Annotated in this window: 14 protein-coding genes; 2 read left to right on the top strand and 12 right to left on the bottom strand. The window is 64.0% G+C overall.

Features of this window, described 5'->3' with window-relative positions; all coding sequences use genetic code 11:
• Positions 1-2: 2 nt before the first annotated feature.
• The 9 genes from HK353_RS13475 to HK353_RS13435 form a co-directional block, all read right to left on the bottom strand.
• Positions 3-1652, bottom strand: a complete 1650-nt coding sequence (locus HK353_RS13475) for an AbgT family transporter (RefSeq protein WP_173156916.1) — start codon at positions 1650-1652, stop codon at positions 3-5.
• A gap of 49 nt (positions 1653-1701) precedes the next feature.
• Entirely contained in the window at positions 1702-3048 is a 1347-nt protein-coding gene (locus HK353_RS13470) for a M20 family metallopeptidase (protein WP_173156914.1), read from the bottom strand.
• A 46-nt stretch (positions 3049-3094) separates the two neighbouring features.
• The gene (locus HK353_RS13465) at positions 3095-3931 is read right to left on the bottom strand and encodes an SseB family protein (RefSeq protein ID WP_173156912.1); all 837 of its coding nucleotides are present in this window, start codon (positions 3929-3931) and stop codon (positions 3095-3097) included.
• Between the two features lie 4 nt (positions 3932-3935).
• Positions 3936-4673 (bottom strand): bifunctional 1-(5-phosphoribosyl)-5-((5-phosphoribosylamino)methylideneamino)imidazole-4-carboxamide isomerase/phosphoribosylanthranilate isomerase PriA, encoded by a 738-nt coding sequence (gene priA / locus HK353_RS13460; protein ID WP_139470134.1) that lies wholly within the window; start codon positions 4671-4673, stop codon positions 3936-3938.
• Between the two features lie 58 nt (positions 4674-4731).
• A complete protein-coding gene (gene hisH / locus HK353_RS13455; protein WP_173156910.1) occupies positions 4732-5406 on the bottom strand; it encodes an imidazole glycerol phosphate synthase subunit HisH in 675 nt (224 codons plus the stop codon).
• Positions 5403-6005, bottom strand: coding sequence for a hypothetical protein (locus HK353_RS13450; protein ID WP_139470129.1), 603 nt, complete (start codon positions 6003-6005; stop codon positions 5403-5405). Before HK353_RS13450 ends, hisH begins: the two co-directional genes overlap by 4 nt.
• Complete coding sequence (gene hisB, locus HK353_RS13445) at positions 6002-6598, bottom strand: imidazoleglycerol-phosphate dehydratase HisB (RefSeq protein WP_062244078.1); 597 nt, start codon at positions 6596-6598, stop codon at positions 6002-6004. Before hisB ends, HK353_RS13450 begins: the two co-directional genes overlap by 4 nt.
• Complete coding sequence (locus HK353_RS13440; protein ID WP_342589930.1) at positions 6595-7773, bottom strand: histidinol-phosphate transaminase; 1179 nt, start codon at positions 7771-7773, stop codon at positions 6595-6597. The genes hisB and HK353_RS13440 overlap by 4 nt, the downstream gene beginning before the upstream one ends.
• A gap of 137 nt (positions 7774-7910) precedes the next feature.
• On the bottom strand, positions 7911-8249 hold the full coding sequence (locus HK353_RS13435) for a LysM peptidoglycan-binding domain-containing protein (RefSeq protein ID WP_101546893.1): 339 nt from the start codon (positions 8247-8249) through the stop codon (positions 7911-7913).
• A 234-nt stretch (positions 8250-8483) separates the two neighbouring features.
• On the opposite strand from HK353_RS13435, the gene lexA reads away from it, so the two are divergent.
• Positions 8484-9239, top strand: a complete 756-nt coding sequence (lexA, locus tag HK353_RS13430) for a transcriptional repressor LexA (protein WP_092012603.1) — start codon at positions 8484-8486, stop codon at positions 9237-9239.
• A 114-nt stretch (positions 9240-9353) separates the two neighbouring features.
• Here the strand turns inward: lexA and HK353_RS13425 are convergent, their stop codons facing one another.
• From HK353_RS13425 to hflX, 3 genes are all read right to left on the bottom strand, one after another.
• The gene (locus tag HK353_RS13425) at positions 9354-9545 is read right to left on the bottom strand and encodes a hypothetical protein (RefSeq protein ID WP_173156906.1); all 192 of its coding nucleotides are present in this window, start codon (positions 9543-9545) and stop codon (positions 9354-9356) included.
• A 617-nt stretch (positions 9546-10162) separates the two neighbouring features.
• A complete protein-coding gene (locus tag HK353_RS13420) occupies positions 10163-12133 on the bottom strand; it encodes a helicase C-terminal domain-containing protein (protein WP_173156904.1) in 1971 nt (656 codons plus the stop codon).
• Positions 12130-13602, bottom strand: a complete 1473-nt coding sequence (gene hflX / locus HK353_RS13415; protein ID WP_173156902.1) for a GTPase HflX — start codon at positions 13600-13602, stop codon at positions 12130-12132. The genes HK353_RS13420 and hflX overlap by 4 nt, the downstream gene beginning before the upstream one ends.
• A gap of 129 nt (positions 13603-13731) precedes the next feature.
• Between hflX and HK353_RS13410 the strand changes: the two genes are divergently transcribed.
• On the top strand, positions 13732-14346 hold the full coding sequence (locus tag HK353_RS13410; protein ID WP_173156900.1) for a methyltransferase: 615 nt from the start codon (positions 13732-13734) through the stop codon (positions 14344-14346).
• Positions 14347-15120: the final 774 nt, after the last annotated feature.

Raw genomic sequence — 15120 nt, 5'->3', positions numbered from 1 at the left:
CCTCACAGTCGGATCCCGTTGCCCGGTCCCAGAGGCAGGTCGAAGACGAACCAGATGCCCAGCAGCACGGCCCAGGCCAGCCAGAACGGGATGACGAACGGGAACATCCGAGAGATGACCGTGCCCAGCCCGGCGTTCGGCTCATACCGGCGGACGAGGCCGAGGAGGACGATCATGTACGGGTTGAGCGGGGTGATGACCTGAGTGGCCGAGTCACCGACGCGGAACCCGGCCTGGATGAACGCCGGTTCGTAGCCGAGCAGGGAGAACAGCGGGACGAACACGGCGGCCATGAGTGTCCACATCGACGATCCGGAGATGATGAACAGGTTGAGCACACTGGCCAGGAGCATGAAGCCGATGACCGCGGCAAACCCGGTCAGCCCGATCGCCTCAAGCCCCGACGCACCTGCAACGGCAATCCACGAACCGATGCCCGTCCAGTTGAACAAGGCGATGAACTGCCCGAGGATGAACGCGAGAATGAGGAACGACATCATGTCGATGATCGACTGACTCATCATTCTCACCAGGTCGTTCATCGACCTCACGGTGTGCACGACAATGCCGTAGACGACACCCATGAGCATGAAGTAGGCGAAGACGATGAACACGATCGACGACAGCAGTGGGGACTCCGGGAGAAATCCGCCGTCCTCGTTCCGCCAAGGAGAATTGGGGAGGAGGAAAGCGAGGAGGAAGACCGCGGTGAGGACGAGCCCCGAGACGACCGACCAGATCAGCCCTTTCTTCTCCTCGGGTTCGAGTTCGGCCTTGATCTCTGTGGGCGAATCATCGTCCGAGGATTCAGAGGATCCATCCGTTTTCGCCGAGGCGTCTCCGTACGGGCTGTCGGGTGCCTGGTATTCGCGGGCCAGTCCGCTCGACGAGGCGTTCGCGTATTCGCGGGGCACTCCCTTGCGCACCATGTTCGGTTCGATCAGCCGGTCGATGATGAATCCGGCGATGATCGCCAACACGATCGACGAGGCGATGTTGAAGTAGTAGTTCGACACCGGGTTGACCGCGGTGTAGTCGGTGTTCGGCAGGGTCTCCATCACCGAGGTGGTGATCCCGGCGAACAGAGCGTCGAGGCTCGTGGGGACGATCGAGGTCGAATAGCCGGCACCGGTGGCGGCGAACCCGCCGATGAGCCCGGCCATCGGATGCCGTCCTGCCGCTTTGAATACGAGCGCAGCCAACGGCGGGATGATGACGAACGCCGAGTCGGCCATGATCGACCCGACCACCCCGACAAAGCCGACGGCATACGGCAGCAGCCACTTCGGGCTCTTGCCGAAGGCGATGCGCACGGCCGCGGCGAGCATTCCCGACTTCTCGGCTACACCGACGGCGAGCAGAATCGGCAGCACCGTGGCCAAGGGCGGGAATCCGATGTAGTTGTCGCCCATGGTCGTGGTCAGCCACGACAGGCCCTCCCCGGTGAACAGTCCCTTGATCGCGATGGTCTCGTCGCCGCCGGGGATGGCGACCGTGACATCAGCCAAGGCCATCGCCGTGGAGACGAGGCCGGTGATGATGAACAGCCCGAGGAACAGCGTGAACGGTTCGGGCAGCTTGTTTCCGATGCGTTCGATCCAGTCCAGCGTGCGCTGGCCGAAACCGACTTTCCCATCTGTCGTCGTCGACATGAGCGGTCCTTCTCTTCGATGGCGCGGGTCTGGGTGCGGCGGGACGATCTCAGTCGAAGAAGTGCTCGACGTCAATCGCTCCCCCGTCGCGGGCGAATTCTTCGGTGACCTCGGCGGCGAGGGCATCGTCGACGAGGAAATCCAGGGCGGTGCACGCAAGACCATAGGCCCCGTCGAGCGCCGCGGTTTCGGCTGCAGGGGTCTTGGCGGCTGCAGCGAATTCACGAGTGTGCAGGGCCACCTCGGCGTCGGCGGTCTTGATGAGCGGATGGATGCCGGGAATCCGGTAGGAGACGTTGCCGAAGTCCGTCGACGCTGCAATCGATTCGTCGAGCACTCCGGCGGGAAGCGGTTGGCGACCGCGCGCCTGTTCGTGTTCGGCCCAACGGGCGGTCAGCGTCGAATTCGTACGCACGGGCAGCGACGGCGGGTGTTCGTCCCAGTCGACGGTGACGCCGGTGCCGGTCATGAGCGCGGCACCCTTTGCCGCGTCCTCTACCCGGTCGGAGAGCTCTTTGAGCGTCTCGGGGAACTTCGAACGGACGTAGCACTGCACGGTGGCGGTTTCGGTGATGATCGACGGCCTCGTTCCGCCGTCAGTGATGACCGCGTGCAGGCGGGAGATCGGCGGCATCTGCTGCCGCATCAGGCCGAGCCCCTGGTAGAAGAGGTTCGCCGCGTCGAGGGCGTTGCGCCCCATGAAAGGCTGCGCCGAGGCGTGGGCGGCGACCCCTGAGTATGTGACCTTGAGCAGGCGGCGTCCCAGCCACACCTGGTCGGCGCAGTCGTATCCGTAGCCGTGGACCATGATGGCCGCGTCGATGCCGTCGAAGGCGCCGGCCCGGGCCATGACCTCTTTGCCCGAATGGCCTTCTTCGGCCGGGGTGCCCAGCAGCACGACGGTGCCCGGCACGGCGTCGGGGTCCTTCGCGTGCAAGGCGTGGAGGGCGAGGAAGGCACCGACTCCGGCGGTGGCGATGATGTTGTGTCCGCACGCATGCCCGATCTCGGGCAGGGCATCGTATTCGGCGAGGATCGCGATCGTGCGACCGTGACCGGATCCCGTCGTCGCCCGCAGCGTGGTCTTCACACCGTAGAGGCCGGTCTCGACGTCGACTCCATGATTCTCCAGCACCGAGGCGATCGCAGCGACCGAATCGAACTCTTCGAATGCTGTCTCTGCGAGATCATGGATGGTGTGGAGCAGGCCCGTAAGGTCGCCTTCCGCGGCGTCGAGGCCTGCGGCGATGCCGGACCGGCTCGTCTCCGGGGCTCCGGTGAAAGCGGAGGCCCACTCGGCGGCCTGCTCGGCCCGAGCCCGGGTCTGTCTGGCCATCTCGTCGAGGTAGCTGTCGTCCGGTGCGGTCGAGTGGCCGAGGTCACGGATTTCGCTCATGGGTCACAAGCATAGGTGCCCTGCCGATCTGACACGCCCGGAACGGTCAGCCTTCGACGAGGCGGATGGCCAGAGAGTCGATCTTCGCGACGAGGTCCTCGTCACTGGCGACGGCTTCCTGGAACCGGCGCACTTCCTCCGGCGGCACTTCGGACTCGACGCCGAGTGTGATGCCGAGCTCCGGCCCACCGAGGTGGACACTGTTGCTGCCGGGGCTCACACCGATCCGAGCCAGCCACGGGAAGGACTCGGCGATGGCACGCAGACGCTGGGCCACCTCGGCGTCGGCCCAGGACGGAGTCCAGGGCTGGGACTGCACGAACGCGAACATGGCCGGGCGGCGCAGCAGGAACGAGGACTCGGCCCCGGGGTCGAGGACGACGAGCTGGGATTCGGCCTCGATCGCCCCGAGGACGAGCCGTTCGGACTCGATCGGGACAGGACGGGCGTCGGAATGCCACGCCGTCAACGGTGGGATTCCGGAGAATCCGGGGGTGCACTCGCGGCCGTCCTCGGCTTGGAGGCGGACCATCGCCATCTCCGAGGAGTTGTCGGCCATGAGACCGTTCTCTCCGACCTCGTGATCGACGACCATCGGCACGATCGGGGCATAGAGCCTGGCCCCGGACAGGGCCGTGACGACCTGCTGGTGTGCGGACGAATCCAGGGGTGTCTGAGCGACCTGGGTCAGGGCCTCCAGCAGGGCTGCATCCGCCAGCCCGGTGTCCCCGGAGAACGGGTTGGGTTTGAGATCCCGGCCCTCCCACGCCTGTCCGGCGGAATCCGTCGGGGCGTGGGCGTCGCCTGCCTGGGCATCAGACGCGGCGGACCGGGGATCGCCGGGCCCATGCGACTGGCCCGGATCGTGTGAGTGCGTGCTCACTGACTCACCGTCCTGCGACGTCGAGGGCTTCTTCCAGAGTGAACTTGCCGGCGTAGAGTGCCTTGCCCACGATCGCCGAGTCGACGCCGAAGGGCACGAGCTCACGGAGGGCTCGCAGGTCGTCGAGGCTCGAGACTCCGCCGGAGGCGACGATCGGAGAGTCCGTCTTCTGCGCGAGGTCCTTGAGCAGGTCGACATTGGGACCCTGCAGGGTACCGTCCTTGCGCACATCGGTGACGACGTAGCGGGAGCAGCCTGCGGCTTCCAGGGTGGCGAGAACTTCGTAGAGGTCGCCGCCGTCCTTCGTCCAACCGCGGGCGGCCAAGGTGGTTCCGCGCACATCGAGGCCGATGGCGACCTGATCGCCGAAGCGCGAGATCATCTCGGCCGTCCACTCGGGGTTCTCCAGTGCGGCGGTGCCGATGTTGACGCGCTCGGCTCCGGTGTCCAGTGCGCGTTCGAGGCTTTCGGTGTCACGGATGCCACCGGAGAGTTCGACCTTGATCCCCACGGCCTTGACGACCTGGTTGAGCAGATCCGAGTTCGATCCGCGTCCGAAAGCGGCATCGAGGTCGACGAGGTGGATCCATTCGGCGCCGCGGCTCTCGAAGTCCTGAGCGGCGTCGATGGGTGAACCGTAGTCGGTTTCGGTTCCGGCTTCGCCCTGGACGAGGCGGACGGCCTTGCCGTCGGCGACGTCAACGGCGGGGAGGAGGACCAGCTTGTTCGAACTGTCTGTCATTGTGACCTTTCTGCCAGGGTGCCACGGGGTTTGAGGCGACCATAGTCGGTGTGCTCGGTCAGGAGCTGAGTGAGTCTGTGGAGTTGGTGCCGGTGCTGCCCGAACCGCTGCCCGGACTGCTGTCGGCGGCGAACGAGGCGAGCCAGTTGCGCAGGAGCCTGGCGCCCGCCTCGGCGGATTTCTCGGGATGGAACTGTGCTGCCCAGGTGGTTCCGTCTTCGACAGCGGCGATGAAGTCATTGCCGTGGCGGGCAGTCGTCACCGTTGCGTTCGCCGGCGGCTCGGTCGCGGCGTAGGAGTGGACGAAGTAGAAGCGCTCGTCACCGATGCCGGCGAACATGGCCGAGTCTGCTGGAGCGTTGACCTTCGACCATCCCATATGCGGGATGACCGGCGCTTCGAGGCCGGTGACGGCTCCGGGCCACAGACCGATGCCCTCGGTCTTGACTCCGTGTTCGACGCCGCGGGCGAAGAACACCTGGAGGCCGACGCAGATGCCGAGCAGCGGTCGCCCCTGTTCGTGACGTGCCCGGATGAGGTCGACTCCCCCGACGTTCTCCAGTCCGGCCATCACGGCCGAAAATGCGCCGACGCCGGGGACCAGCAGTCCGTCGGAGTCGTTGATGACATCGTGATCAGCCGTGAGCGTGACCTCGGCACCGGCTGCGGCGACCGCACGCACGGCGGAGCGGACGTTTCCGGCACCGTAGTCGAGGACGGCCACAGTCGTCATCGCTTCGCCCCCTTGCTCAGCACCGACCAGATCCTCCACAGGGAGAACCCGAGGACGATGGCACCGAGTGCGGCGACGACCCAGGCGATGGTGTTCCCGCCCAGAGCCAGGGCGATGCCGAAGGCCATGACGAGACCCGCGAGCACGGCGGCGATGATCCACAGCAGCGCCGTGCGTGCCATGGCGGCCCGGCCAGGGCTCATCGTGGCCGCGCTGGCCTGCAGCTTCGTCATGGACGAGGTCGGTATATTGCCCTCGACGTCCTCTGCGGCAACGGTTTCGAGCAGGAGACCTTCGAGCACATCGGGCAGGTTCTTCAGCGCCAGCCCGGCCGGCACATCGGATTCGCGGGCACCGTGACGGAAGTGGCCGGCGTCGATCTGCTCTTCGCTGCGCACGAGGAGGAGGACCTCGTGTTTGCCCGCGAGCTTGGAGATCGCCGCGGCCGCCTCGTTGCCGGCTTTGACATCCGTGTCGGCGAGCACGATTCCGCTGAACTCGCCGATCGGCACGATGGTGCCGGAGATGTTCGACAGCACGCAGGCGGCGGCCAACTGCTGGGCGACCCCGAACGGGGTCACGATGACGGTCGTGCTCACAGGACTCCCTTGGTGCTGGGAACGGAGTTGCTGCGCGGATCGGTTTCGACGGCCTCGCGCAGCGCGCGGGCGAAGGCCTTGAACTCGGCTTCGACGATGTGGTGCGGGTCGCGACCGCGCACCAGGTCGAGGTGGACGGTCAGTCCGCCGTTGAAGGCGATCGATTCCAGCGAGTGGGAGGTCATCGACCCGGTGAAGTGGCCGCCGATGAGGTGGTACTGCTGACCTTCGGGCTCGCCTTCGTGGACGAAGTAGGGGCGACCGGAGACGTCGACGACGCACTGGGCCAATGCCTCGTCCAGCGGCACGGCGGCGAAGCCGTAGCGGCGGATGCCGACTTTGTCGCCGAGAGCCTCGCGCAGGGTCTGGCCGAGCACGATCGAGGTGTCCTCGACGGTGTGGTGGACGTCGATGTGCGTGTCACCGGTGGCGGTGATGTCGAGGTCGATCATCGAGTGCTTCGACAGGGCGGTGAGCATATGGTCGAAGAACGGCACGGAAGTCGAGATGTTCGAAGTTCCGGTGCCGTCGAGGTTGACGGACACGGACACCGTGGACTCGGACGTGGTGCGTGAGTTCTGGGCCTGCCTCATGGAGTGCCTTTCGTCGGGGCGGCTGATGACGGGGTCGGAGACTGCGGACGGTCTGCGAGCACATCCGGTGATTCGGCGAGGATGTCGTCGATGGCGGTCAGGAACGCTTCGGTCTCTGCCTCGGTGCCGGCGTTGACGCGGGCGTGGCCGGTGATGCCGATATCGCGGATGAGGACTCCGCGGTCGAGCAGCTTCTGCCACAGCTCGGCCGGTGAGGCGATGTTGCCGAAGAGGACGAAGTTCGAATCGCTGTCGTGGACGGTGAAGCCCGCCTCGGCGAGGTGGCTGGAAATCCGGTTGCGCGAGTCGATGAGACGGTCGACATTGCCCAGCAGCAGTTCGGCATGTTCGAGTGCCGTGCAGGCCAGCACCTGGGTGACCTCGGACAGGTGGTAAGGCAGGCGGACGAGACTGAGGACGTCGATGAGCTCGGGTGCGGCGATGGCGTAGCCCAAGCGCAGGCCGGCACAGGCGAAGGCCTTGCTCATGGTGCGGGAGACGACGAGGCGGGGCCGGCCCTCAAGCAGAGTCATCGCCGAAGACTTGGCGGGGCGAGAGAACTCCGCATACGCCTCGTCGACGATGACTATCCCTGCGCAGTTGTCGTAGGCGGCTTCGATGACGTCGAGGCCGATCGAGGTCCCGGTCGGATTGTTCGGGGTACACAGGAATACGATGTCCGGATTCGCACGAGCCACCTCGGCGGCGACCGTCTCGGCATCGAGGGTGAAGTCGTCCTTGCGTTCGACGTGCTGCCATTCGGCACCCGTGCCCGTGGTGATGAGCGGGTGCATCGAATACGAGGGGGTGAAGCCTAAGACGGTACGGCCCGGCCCACCGAAAGCCTGGACGATATGGCTGAGCACTTCGTTCGAGCCGTTGGCGGCCCAGATCATGGAGGGATCGAGGTCGACGGAGTCTCCGGCGCGTTCGTTCACACCGTCCAGATAGGTGACGAGGTGTTCGCGCAGTGCGGTGAATTCGCGATCGGGATATCGATTGAGTCCGGCGAAGTGATCGTCGACGGCTGCGCGCATGCTCTCGACGACGACGTCCGGAAGCGGATAGGCGTTCTCGTTGACGTTGAGCTGGACCGGCACATTGAGGTGCGGAGCCCCGTACGGCTTGAGGCCGACGAGGTCTGAACGCACTGGCAGAGAGTCGATGTTTCCCACGGCGATCATTCTACCGAGAGGCCCCCGCCGCCCGGGCGGCGGGTCGGGCATCGAGATCGGCCGGTCGGCTCATCCGATCGAACGGGTCAGCGCGCTGCCGGTCGGGCCGGCCCCTGCCGGTCGAGCAGGGTTCGGCCTCAGCGGACGGGGACGTCGAGGGTCTGTCCGGGGTGAACCGTCGGTGTGTCCAGGTGGTTGATCTCGACGATATCGGCAACGACATCGCGGGTGTCGCGGTCGATGCCGAGATTCGAAGCCACGGTCCACAGCGATTCACCCTCACCGACGACGACCGCCTCGGCGTCGATGCCGATGCTCTCCGTCTCCGATTCGGCGACAGCAGCTGCCGAGAACGACTGGGTGGCGAGGAGGACCGCCCCGCCGATGACGACGAGAGCGACGAGCAGGGTCCGGAGAAGGCGCACAGCCTGGCGTCCACGAGGGGTCAGGTGCAGCTCGGTGTTCTGTGCAGACATCGCATTACCTCTTTCATTCGTACGATTCCACCAGCAATCGGTAGAACGTCTGTTCTATTCAACATGCCAATCGAACAAATGTCCAGTCCAACTCGAACATCTATGCGACAATGAGAGGGAACCAGCGTTGTTGATTGATCTGTCAGAACCATCTCAGTCGGCACTGACACGAGAATTTCCGAAGCGGAGATCACGGCGTTCAGCGGCAGGGAATAGAACGAAGGGGAACGAGCAATGGTTCAGAACAAACGAGGCAGAGGCAGGCCTCGCAACGAAGATGTTGCCAGCGAGATCGCTGCCGCTCGCACCGATGACGACGTCGTCCAGATCCCTGAGGGGTCATCCGGTGAGGGCGACTTCCGCCTCACTCCCCGTCAGCGTCTCGTGCTCGAGACCATCGAACGTGCGGTCGTGACCAACGGCTACCCGCCGAGCATGCGCGAGATCGGCAAGGCCGCCGGGCTGGCCTCCCTCTCCAGCGTCGCCCACCAGCTCTCGCAGCTCGAACGCCTCGGCTATGTCCGCCGCGACCCGAAGCGCCCGCGAGCCATCGAAGTGGTCAATCCGTTCGAAGAGGAAGAGGCCGAGCGCGCGAAGTACGAGGAGCTGGCCAACAACACCGTGCAGGTGCCGGTCGTCGGACGCATCGCCGCCGGTGGCCCGATCCTGGCCGAACAGGAAGTCGACGACGTCTTCTCCCTGCCGACCCAGGTCGTCGGCTCCGGTGAGATGTTCCTGCTCAAGGTCGTCGGCGATTCGATGATCGAAGCCGCCATCTGCCACGACGACTGGGTGGTCGTGCGCAAGCAGCACACAGCTGACAACGGTCAGATCGTCGCCGCCCTCCTCGACGGCGAGGCCACGGTGAAGACCCTCAAGCGCAAGGCCGGTCAACAGTGGCTGATGCCGCAGAACGAGAACTACGAACCCATCGACGGCACCTACGCGCAGATCATGGGCCTCGTCGTCGCCGTCATCCGCCGCCTCTGATCAGAATCCCCTGCATGTCGGAGGCTTGAGGCATCCGTCCCCGCGTACGGCCGAAGATTGAGGCGTCAGCTGTGGCGAAAGATCTGAAATCGCGCGATATCTAGCTGGTTTGAGTCACAAGCCACGAACTGTCAACGCATCCGTCAACGCATTCGCCGTCATCGCAGCACCCGAGTCGGCATAAACGTACTTCGGCACCCCGAACCGAGCGATAGCGTCAACGAACAGTTCCACCGCCAACATATCGACCTCCCGCGCCCCGACACGGTGGCCCACGATCTCGCGGGAGTAGATATCAATGACCAAGACGACGATGGAAAAAACATTGCCGATTACTGGCCATCGATTTATGTTTCAAAGAACAATAAAAAGATCGTGACAGCGATACCGTCAACAGACACTGAATGCACCCTTATCAAGTGATGCATCGAAAGGCAGGGCAAATAAAGAATGAAGCGAACTATTCGATTTTTCCCTGATCACGCCCGGTCCCCCTTGTGGGACAGCGATTCTGAGAAAATTCTGCTATATCCGAATGATCTTGGACTCTCTGAGAGCCTTGGCCGAGACATTCTTCAGTGGACCGACTTTTGGAACCACCATTACGATGTCGACGCCGGATGGGATAACGAAGAAAACGAGCGAAAAAGCAAAGCCGAGGGCGACGATCTTGTGGCTCGAATTCAACGCGAATTGGGCGAATCCGTCGAAGTTATCGACAGACGATGGTATTAGAGTATTCCTCCTTTATCGACGTAGCCATGTCAAGATCGCTCTGATCAAGACGATCGCTCGAAAGGTGATGGTGAGATTGTCATACTTCGTCGCTAACCCTCGCCACTGTTTGACTTAGGCAAACGAGCCTTCCACGGCATTAAGGTCCAGAGGACTACCACCTCAAAGCAAGTGCTCATGCTGGGGTGTCATCCTTCGTCGGTTTCGGCCAGCCGTGCCAGGCTCTTGCGGACGAGGCCGGAATTCGTCGTCGGCCACATCCGCGGCATCGAGTTGACGAGAAACCCGGCATACCGGGCAGAGCGCAGCCGCGAGTCGAGCACGGCCACCACTCCCCTGTCCTTGGTCGACCGGATGAGGCGTCCGGCTCCCTGAGCCAGGCGCAGGGCGGCATGCGTGGCCGACACCGCCATGAATCCGTTGACTCCCCGTTGGTCGGCATCGCGTGCCCGCGCCTGCATGAGCGGGTCGTCGGGACGTGGGAACGGCAGACGGTCGATGATGACCAGGCGGTTCGTCCGTCCCGGCACATCCACTCCCTGCCACAGAGACATGGTCCCGAACAGGCAGGTCTGGTCATCGGCGGTGAACTGGGAGACCAGCGCCGGCAGGCCGTCATCGCCTTGGAGCAGGATCGGGAAATCGAATTTCTCCCGCAGGTGTTCGGCTGCCGAGTTGGCCGCCGCCCGGGAGGAGAACAGGCCCAGTGCCCCGCCGTTCGAGGATTCGACGAGTTCCTCGAGTTCGGTCAGCGCTTCTTCGCTCAGTCCGCTGCGTGCGGGTTTGGGCAGGTGGGAGGCGACATAGAGGATTCCCTGCTTGCCGTAGTCGAAGGGAGATCCGACATCGAGGCTGTCCCATTTCGGCGCCTCGGGTCCGAAAAGTCCCAACGAGGCTGCCACCGCGTCGAAGTTCCCACCGAGGGACAGGGTCGCCGAGGTGGCCACGACCGTGGATTCTTCGAAGATGCCATTGCGCATGGTGCCGGCCACGCTCAAGGGCGCGACGACGAGATTCGTCGTCTCCTTCTCGCGGAAGGTCGAGCGTGAGAGCCAGATGACGTCGTTCTTACCCGGATCGCAGAAGCGTTCGGCGAGTTCGAAGATCTCCTGGCAGCGCGCCTTGGCCATCTGCCGGCCAGCATCGGCGTCCTCGGTCTTGCCGCCGATGTCGTTGATGATCTGGCGGGCGGAGTCGCGGATCTGTGCCAGGGCCAGTCCGAGCGCCTCGCTCATATGCAGGATGAGCCCTTCGGGAACCGAGGTCTGCGCACGTTCGAGTGCCGCCGCGGCGGAGTCGAGCAGAGACACGACGCCGTCCTGGACGGTGGTGTGTTTGCGTACGGAACTCGTCGCGGCCGAAAGCATGCTCGTGTTGATCTGCCCGGACAGGGCGCTGGTCACCCGGTCCTTGAGTTCGTGGGCCTCGTCGATGATGATGACATCGTGTTCGGGCAGCACGTTCGATTCCCCGAAGGCGTCGATGGCCAGCAGGGCGTGGTTCGTCACGACGATATCGGCTTCGGCGGCTTTGTTCCGGGCGAGCTCGGCGAAGCATTCGGTGAACAGCGGACAGTTCGAGCCGAGGCAGTCGAAGGCGTTGACGGACACCTGCGACCAGGCACGATCGCTGACGCCGGGCAGGAGGTCGTCCCGGTCGCCGGTGTCGGTGGTCTTCTCCCAGGTGCGGATCCGCTGGATCTCCTCCCCCAGGCCGGAGCGTTCGGTGGGTTTGCGTCCCGCCTCGGCGTCGGCACCGAGGTCGAAGAGCATGCCCTCGCCCTCGTCGGGGTACCCGCCGGCGAGCTTGTGCTTGCACACATAGTTCCGGCGCCCCTTGAGCAGTGCCGCCTGGGGAAGCGGATCGAGGTCCTTCTTCACGGCCTTGAACAGCCGGGGCAGGTCGCGGTGGATGATCTGCGTCTGCAGGGCCAGGGTCGCCGTTGACACGACGACCTTCCCGCCGGTGCGGGTGACGTACTCGGCCGCCGGCACCAGGTAGGCCAAAGACTTGCCTGTGCCGGTTCCTGCCTGCACGAGCAGATGGATTCCCTTGTCCAGCGATGAGGCGACCGCCTGCGCCATCTCCTGCTGACCCTCGCGTGGCGATCCGCCGATGGCGCCGACAGCGGATTCGAGGAGGTTTTCGACTGCCTTCACTCGTCGATGACCAGGTCCGGACGTTGGAATTCGCGCAGTTCGTCGACGAGCTCGGTCGGCACCTTGGCCTGCAGACTGGTGCCCTCCGTGCCGTGCGATTCGTGTTCGACCGTGCCGAGGGCGTAGATCTTCGACACGAGGTCACCGCGTTCATAGGGAATGAGCACGGTCATGTCGATGTCCGGGACGGGAAGGCGGTCCTCGATGGCCTCGATGAGGTCATCGATTCCTTCCTTCGAGACGGCGGAGACGAACTGGGCGTCGGGATACTCCGCTCTCAGACCGGTGATCACGGCCTCCTCGGCGATATCTGCCTTGTTGAACACGAGGAGTTCGGGGATGTCTCCGGTCTCGACGTCTCCCAGGACGTCGCGCACGGCCTGGATCTGTCCGTGCGGATCCGGGTGGGACGCATCGACGACGTGAAGGAGCAGATCCGAACCGGCGGCTTCCTCCAGGGTCGAGCGGAAGGCCTCGACGAGCTGGTGGGGCAGGTTGCGGACGAACCCGACGGTGTCCGTGTAGGTGAAGACGAGGCCGTCGGCTGTCTTGGCCTGCCGGACGGTCGGGTCGAGGGTGGCGAACAGGGCGTTCTGCACCATCACCTCGGCGTCGGTGAGCAGGTTGAGCAGGGAGGACTTGCCAGCGTTCGTGTAGCCGACGATCGCGACCGAGGGCACGTGGTGGCGGGCGCGGTTCTTCCGCTTCGTCTCCCGCGAGGGCGCCATGGCGTTGATCTCGCGGCGCAGCTTCGACATGCGCGTACGGATGCGGCGACGGTCGAGTTCGATCTTCGTCTCACCGGGTCCGCGGGAGCCGATTCCGGCACCGCCGGCGACGCGGCCGCCGGCCTGCCGGGACAGCGATTCACCCCAACCGCGCAGTCGCGGCAGCAGGTATTCGAGTTGGGCGAGTTCGACCTGGGCCTTGCCTTCGCGGGATTTCGCGTGCTGGGCGAAGATGTCGAGGATGAGCGCGACGCGGTCGACGACCTTGACCTTGATGACGTCCTCGAGTCCGCGCCTCTGGCTGGGGGCGAGTTCGGAGTCGATGATCACGGTGTCGGCGCCGACGGAGGCGACGACCTCGGCGAGCTCGGCTGCTTTGCCTTTGCCGAGGTAGGTGCCGGGGTCCGGCTTGTCGCGACGTTGGATGAGCGCATCGAGGACCTCGGAGCCGGCGGTTTCGGCGAGTGCGGCGAGTTCGCGGATCGAGTTCTCGGCTTCGGCCTGGGTGGTGTTCCAGATACCGGCGAGGACGACGCGTTCGAGGCGGACCTGACGGTATTCGACCTCGGTGATGTCTTCGAGCTCGGTGGAGAGTCCGGCGACGCGGGTGAGGGCGGCACGCTCGGCGAGGTCGAACTGGTCATCGCCCTGGGTGGTGTCGTGATCATCGAGGGCTTGGGCGCCTCGGGAGAGCACACGATCGAGCATCGCGTTGCGACGCTCCTTGTCTTCAGACGTCATTCATTCCTTTGTTCTCTGCCGCCCGCACGGAACTTCTCGTGCGGACGTCGTCATGCTTGCCACCGGTCCAGGCGATTCGCACCGACGGTGGTGTCCATCAATTCTCCCACAGCCGTCTAGACTGAAACGGTGTCAGAGCACTATTTCACCGAATCGCCGAGCAGCGAGGCCAAGTCGCGGGTACTCAACCTCGATCTGGCCGGCCGCGCCGTCACCGTCGAAACCGTATCCGGCACGTTCTCGCCCACTCGCCTCGACCTCGGCACCGCTGTGCTGCTGCGGCATCTGGCTGAGCCGCCGGCCGGCGATATCCTCGATCTCGGCTGCGGTTGGGGGCCGATCGCCCTGCACACGGCCTTGGATGCCCAGGACGCCGAGGTGGATGTTCGAGTGTGGGCACTCGACGTCAACTCCCGGTCCCTGGAGACCACCGCGGCGAATGCGCGCAGACTGGGTCTCGATACGATCAACACCGTCACCGCCGCTGATGTTCCCGCCGACCTGCAGTTCGCCGCGATCCGGTCGAATCCGCCGATCCGCATCGGCAAGGAAGCGCTGCACGAACTCTTGGAGACCTGGCTGCCGCGTCTGGCGCCGGGCGGCCGCGCCGATCTCGTCGTGTCGAAGAACCTCGGCGCCGATTCCCTGCAGAAGTGGATCGCCGGGATGCTCGGCGACGGCTATTCGGTTACCCGGACGGGATCGTCAAAGGGCTTCCGCGTGCTCACGATTGAGCGGGACTGAGCTTCAACCTCAGAAATCACTACGACACCAACCTAGCGACGCATAAGCTCGACTCGTTGGACTCAGCAACTCGCAATTGCGAGTGAAACAACCCAGCGCACTTACGTAGTCCACCAGTGAACGCATCAGCCTGCTCACTCAACTTCAATGCCTAAGACTATAAATGGTCTGCCGAAACCGTATCGGCAGCAACTTCCTTCAGCTCCAGTCAGTCGATTTTGCACACCTCAGGGCACGTTGCTATAGGCTAGCCCACAGGAAGTCATCGCTGTTCACACGGTTAACGTCAGGCAAACCATGCTCCAAGAAGACTTATTAAATTTCGTTTCGAACAATATAATCTCGATAGTATTCGCTTTCGTTTGGTTCACCACTGGGATTTTGCTCCAAAAATTCGGGGACTTTATCGTTCGCCCGCGGACTCGTCCTGAACAAACCGAAGGTGAGGCAAACGAGAAATGATTGACAAAATCATAGTTGAAATAGCAATTGGAGCTCCTGGCTTGCTTGCAGGAACATTTATTGCCCCAGCATTTGGTCGCATACAACTGCACCCCGGCGCTTCTCGCAGTTCACTCCCGGAAATCGTAAATGATGCAAAGAGGAACTACCCGGTTCGTTTTCGTCCGAAACCGAGACAGAGTCCGACCCCTTGTAGGGAAGCGGCATTCGGTAGCACGCGTGGAACGAAGTGGTAGCAGGAGCGCGGGGATCCGGTAGCACCACTCCGGCACCCCGCGCTCCCAGCTTACGGTCACGCCGGACTATCGACCT

It is taken from the genome of Brevibacterium permense (assembly GCF_013280495.1).
GTDB classification, from domain to species: domain Bacteria; phylum Actinomycetota; class Actinomycetes; order Actinomycetales; family Brevibacteriaceae; genus Brevibacterium; species Brevibacterium permense.
The sequence above is the reverse complement of the archived record's forward strand: the minus strand, read 5'-3'. Positions and strand labels throughout refer to the sequence as shown.

What these genes read in the sequence shown, in the direction of transcription:
- HK353_RS13475 (WP_173156916.1), bottom strand. Translation starts at nt 1,652, where the DNA reads ATGTCGACGACGACAGATGGGAAAGTCGGTTTCGGCCAGCGCACGCTG.
- HK353_RS13470 (WP_173156914.1), bottom strand. Translation starts at nt 3,048, where the DNA reads ATGAGCGAAATCCGTGACCTCGGCCACTCGACCGCACCGGACGACAGC.
- priA (WP_139470134.1), bottom strand. Translation starts at nt 4,673, where the DNA reads ATGACAGACAGTTCGAACAAGCTGGTCCTCCTCCCCGCCGTTGACGTC.
- hisH (WP_173156910.1), bottom strand. Translation starts at nt 5,406, where the DNA reads ATGACGACTGTGGCCGTCCTCGACTACGGTGCCGGAAACGTCCGCTCC.
- hisB (WP_062244078.1), bottom strand. Translation starts at nt 6,598, where the DNA reads ATGAGGCAGGCCCAGAACTCACGCACCACGTCCGAGTCCACGGTGTCC.
- HK353_RS13435 (WP_101546893.1), bottom strand. Translation starts at nt 8,249, where the DNA reads ATGTCTGCACAGAACACCGAGCTGCACCTGACCCCTCGTGGACGCCAG.
- lexA (WP_092012603.1), top strand. Translation starts at nt 8,484, where the DNA reads ATGGTTCAGAACAAACGAGGCAGAGGCAGGCCTCGCAACGAAGATGTT.
- hflX (WP_173156902.1), bottom strand. Translation starts at nt 13,602, where the DNA reads ATGACGTCTGAAGACAAGGAGCGTCGCAACGCGATGCTCGATCGTGTG.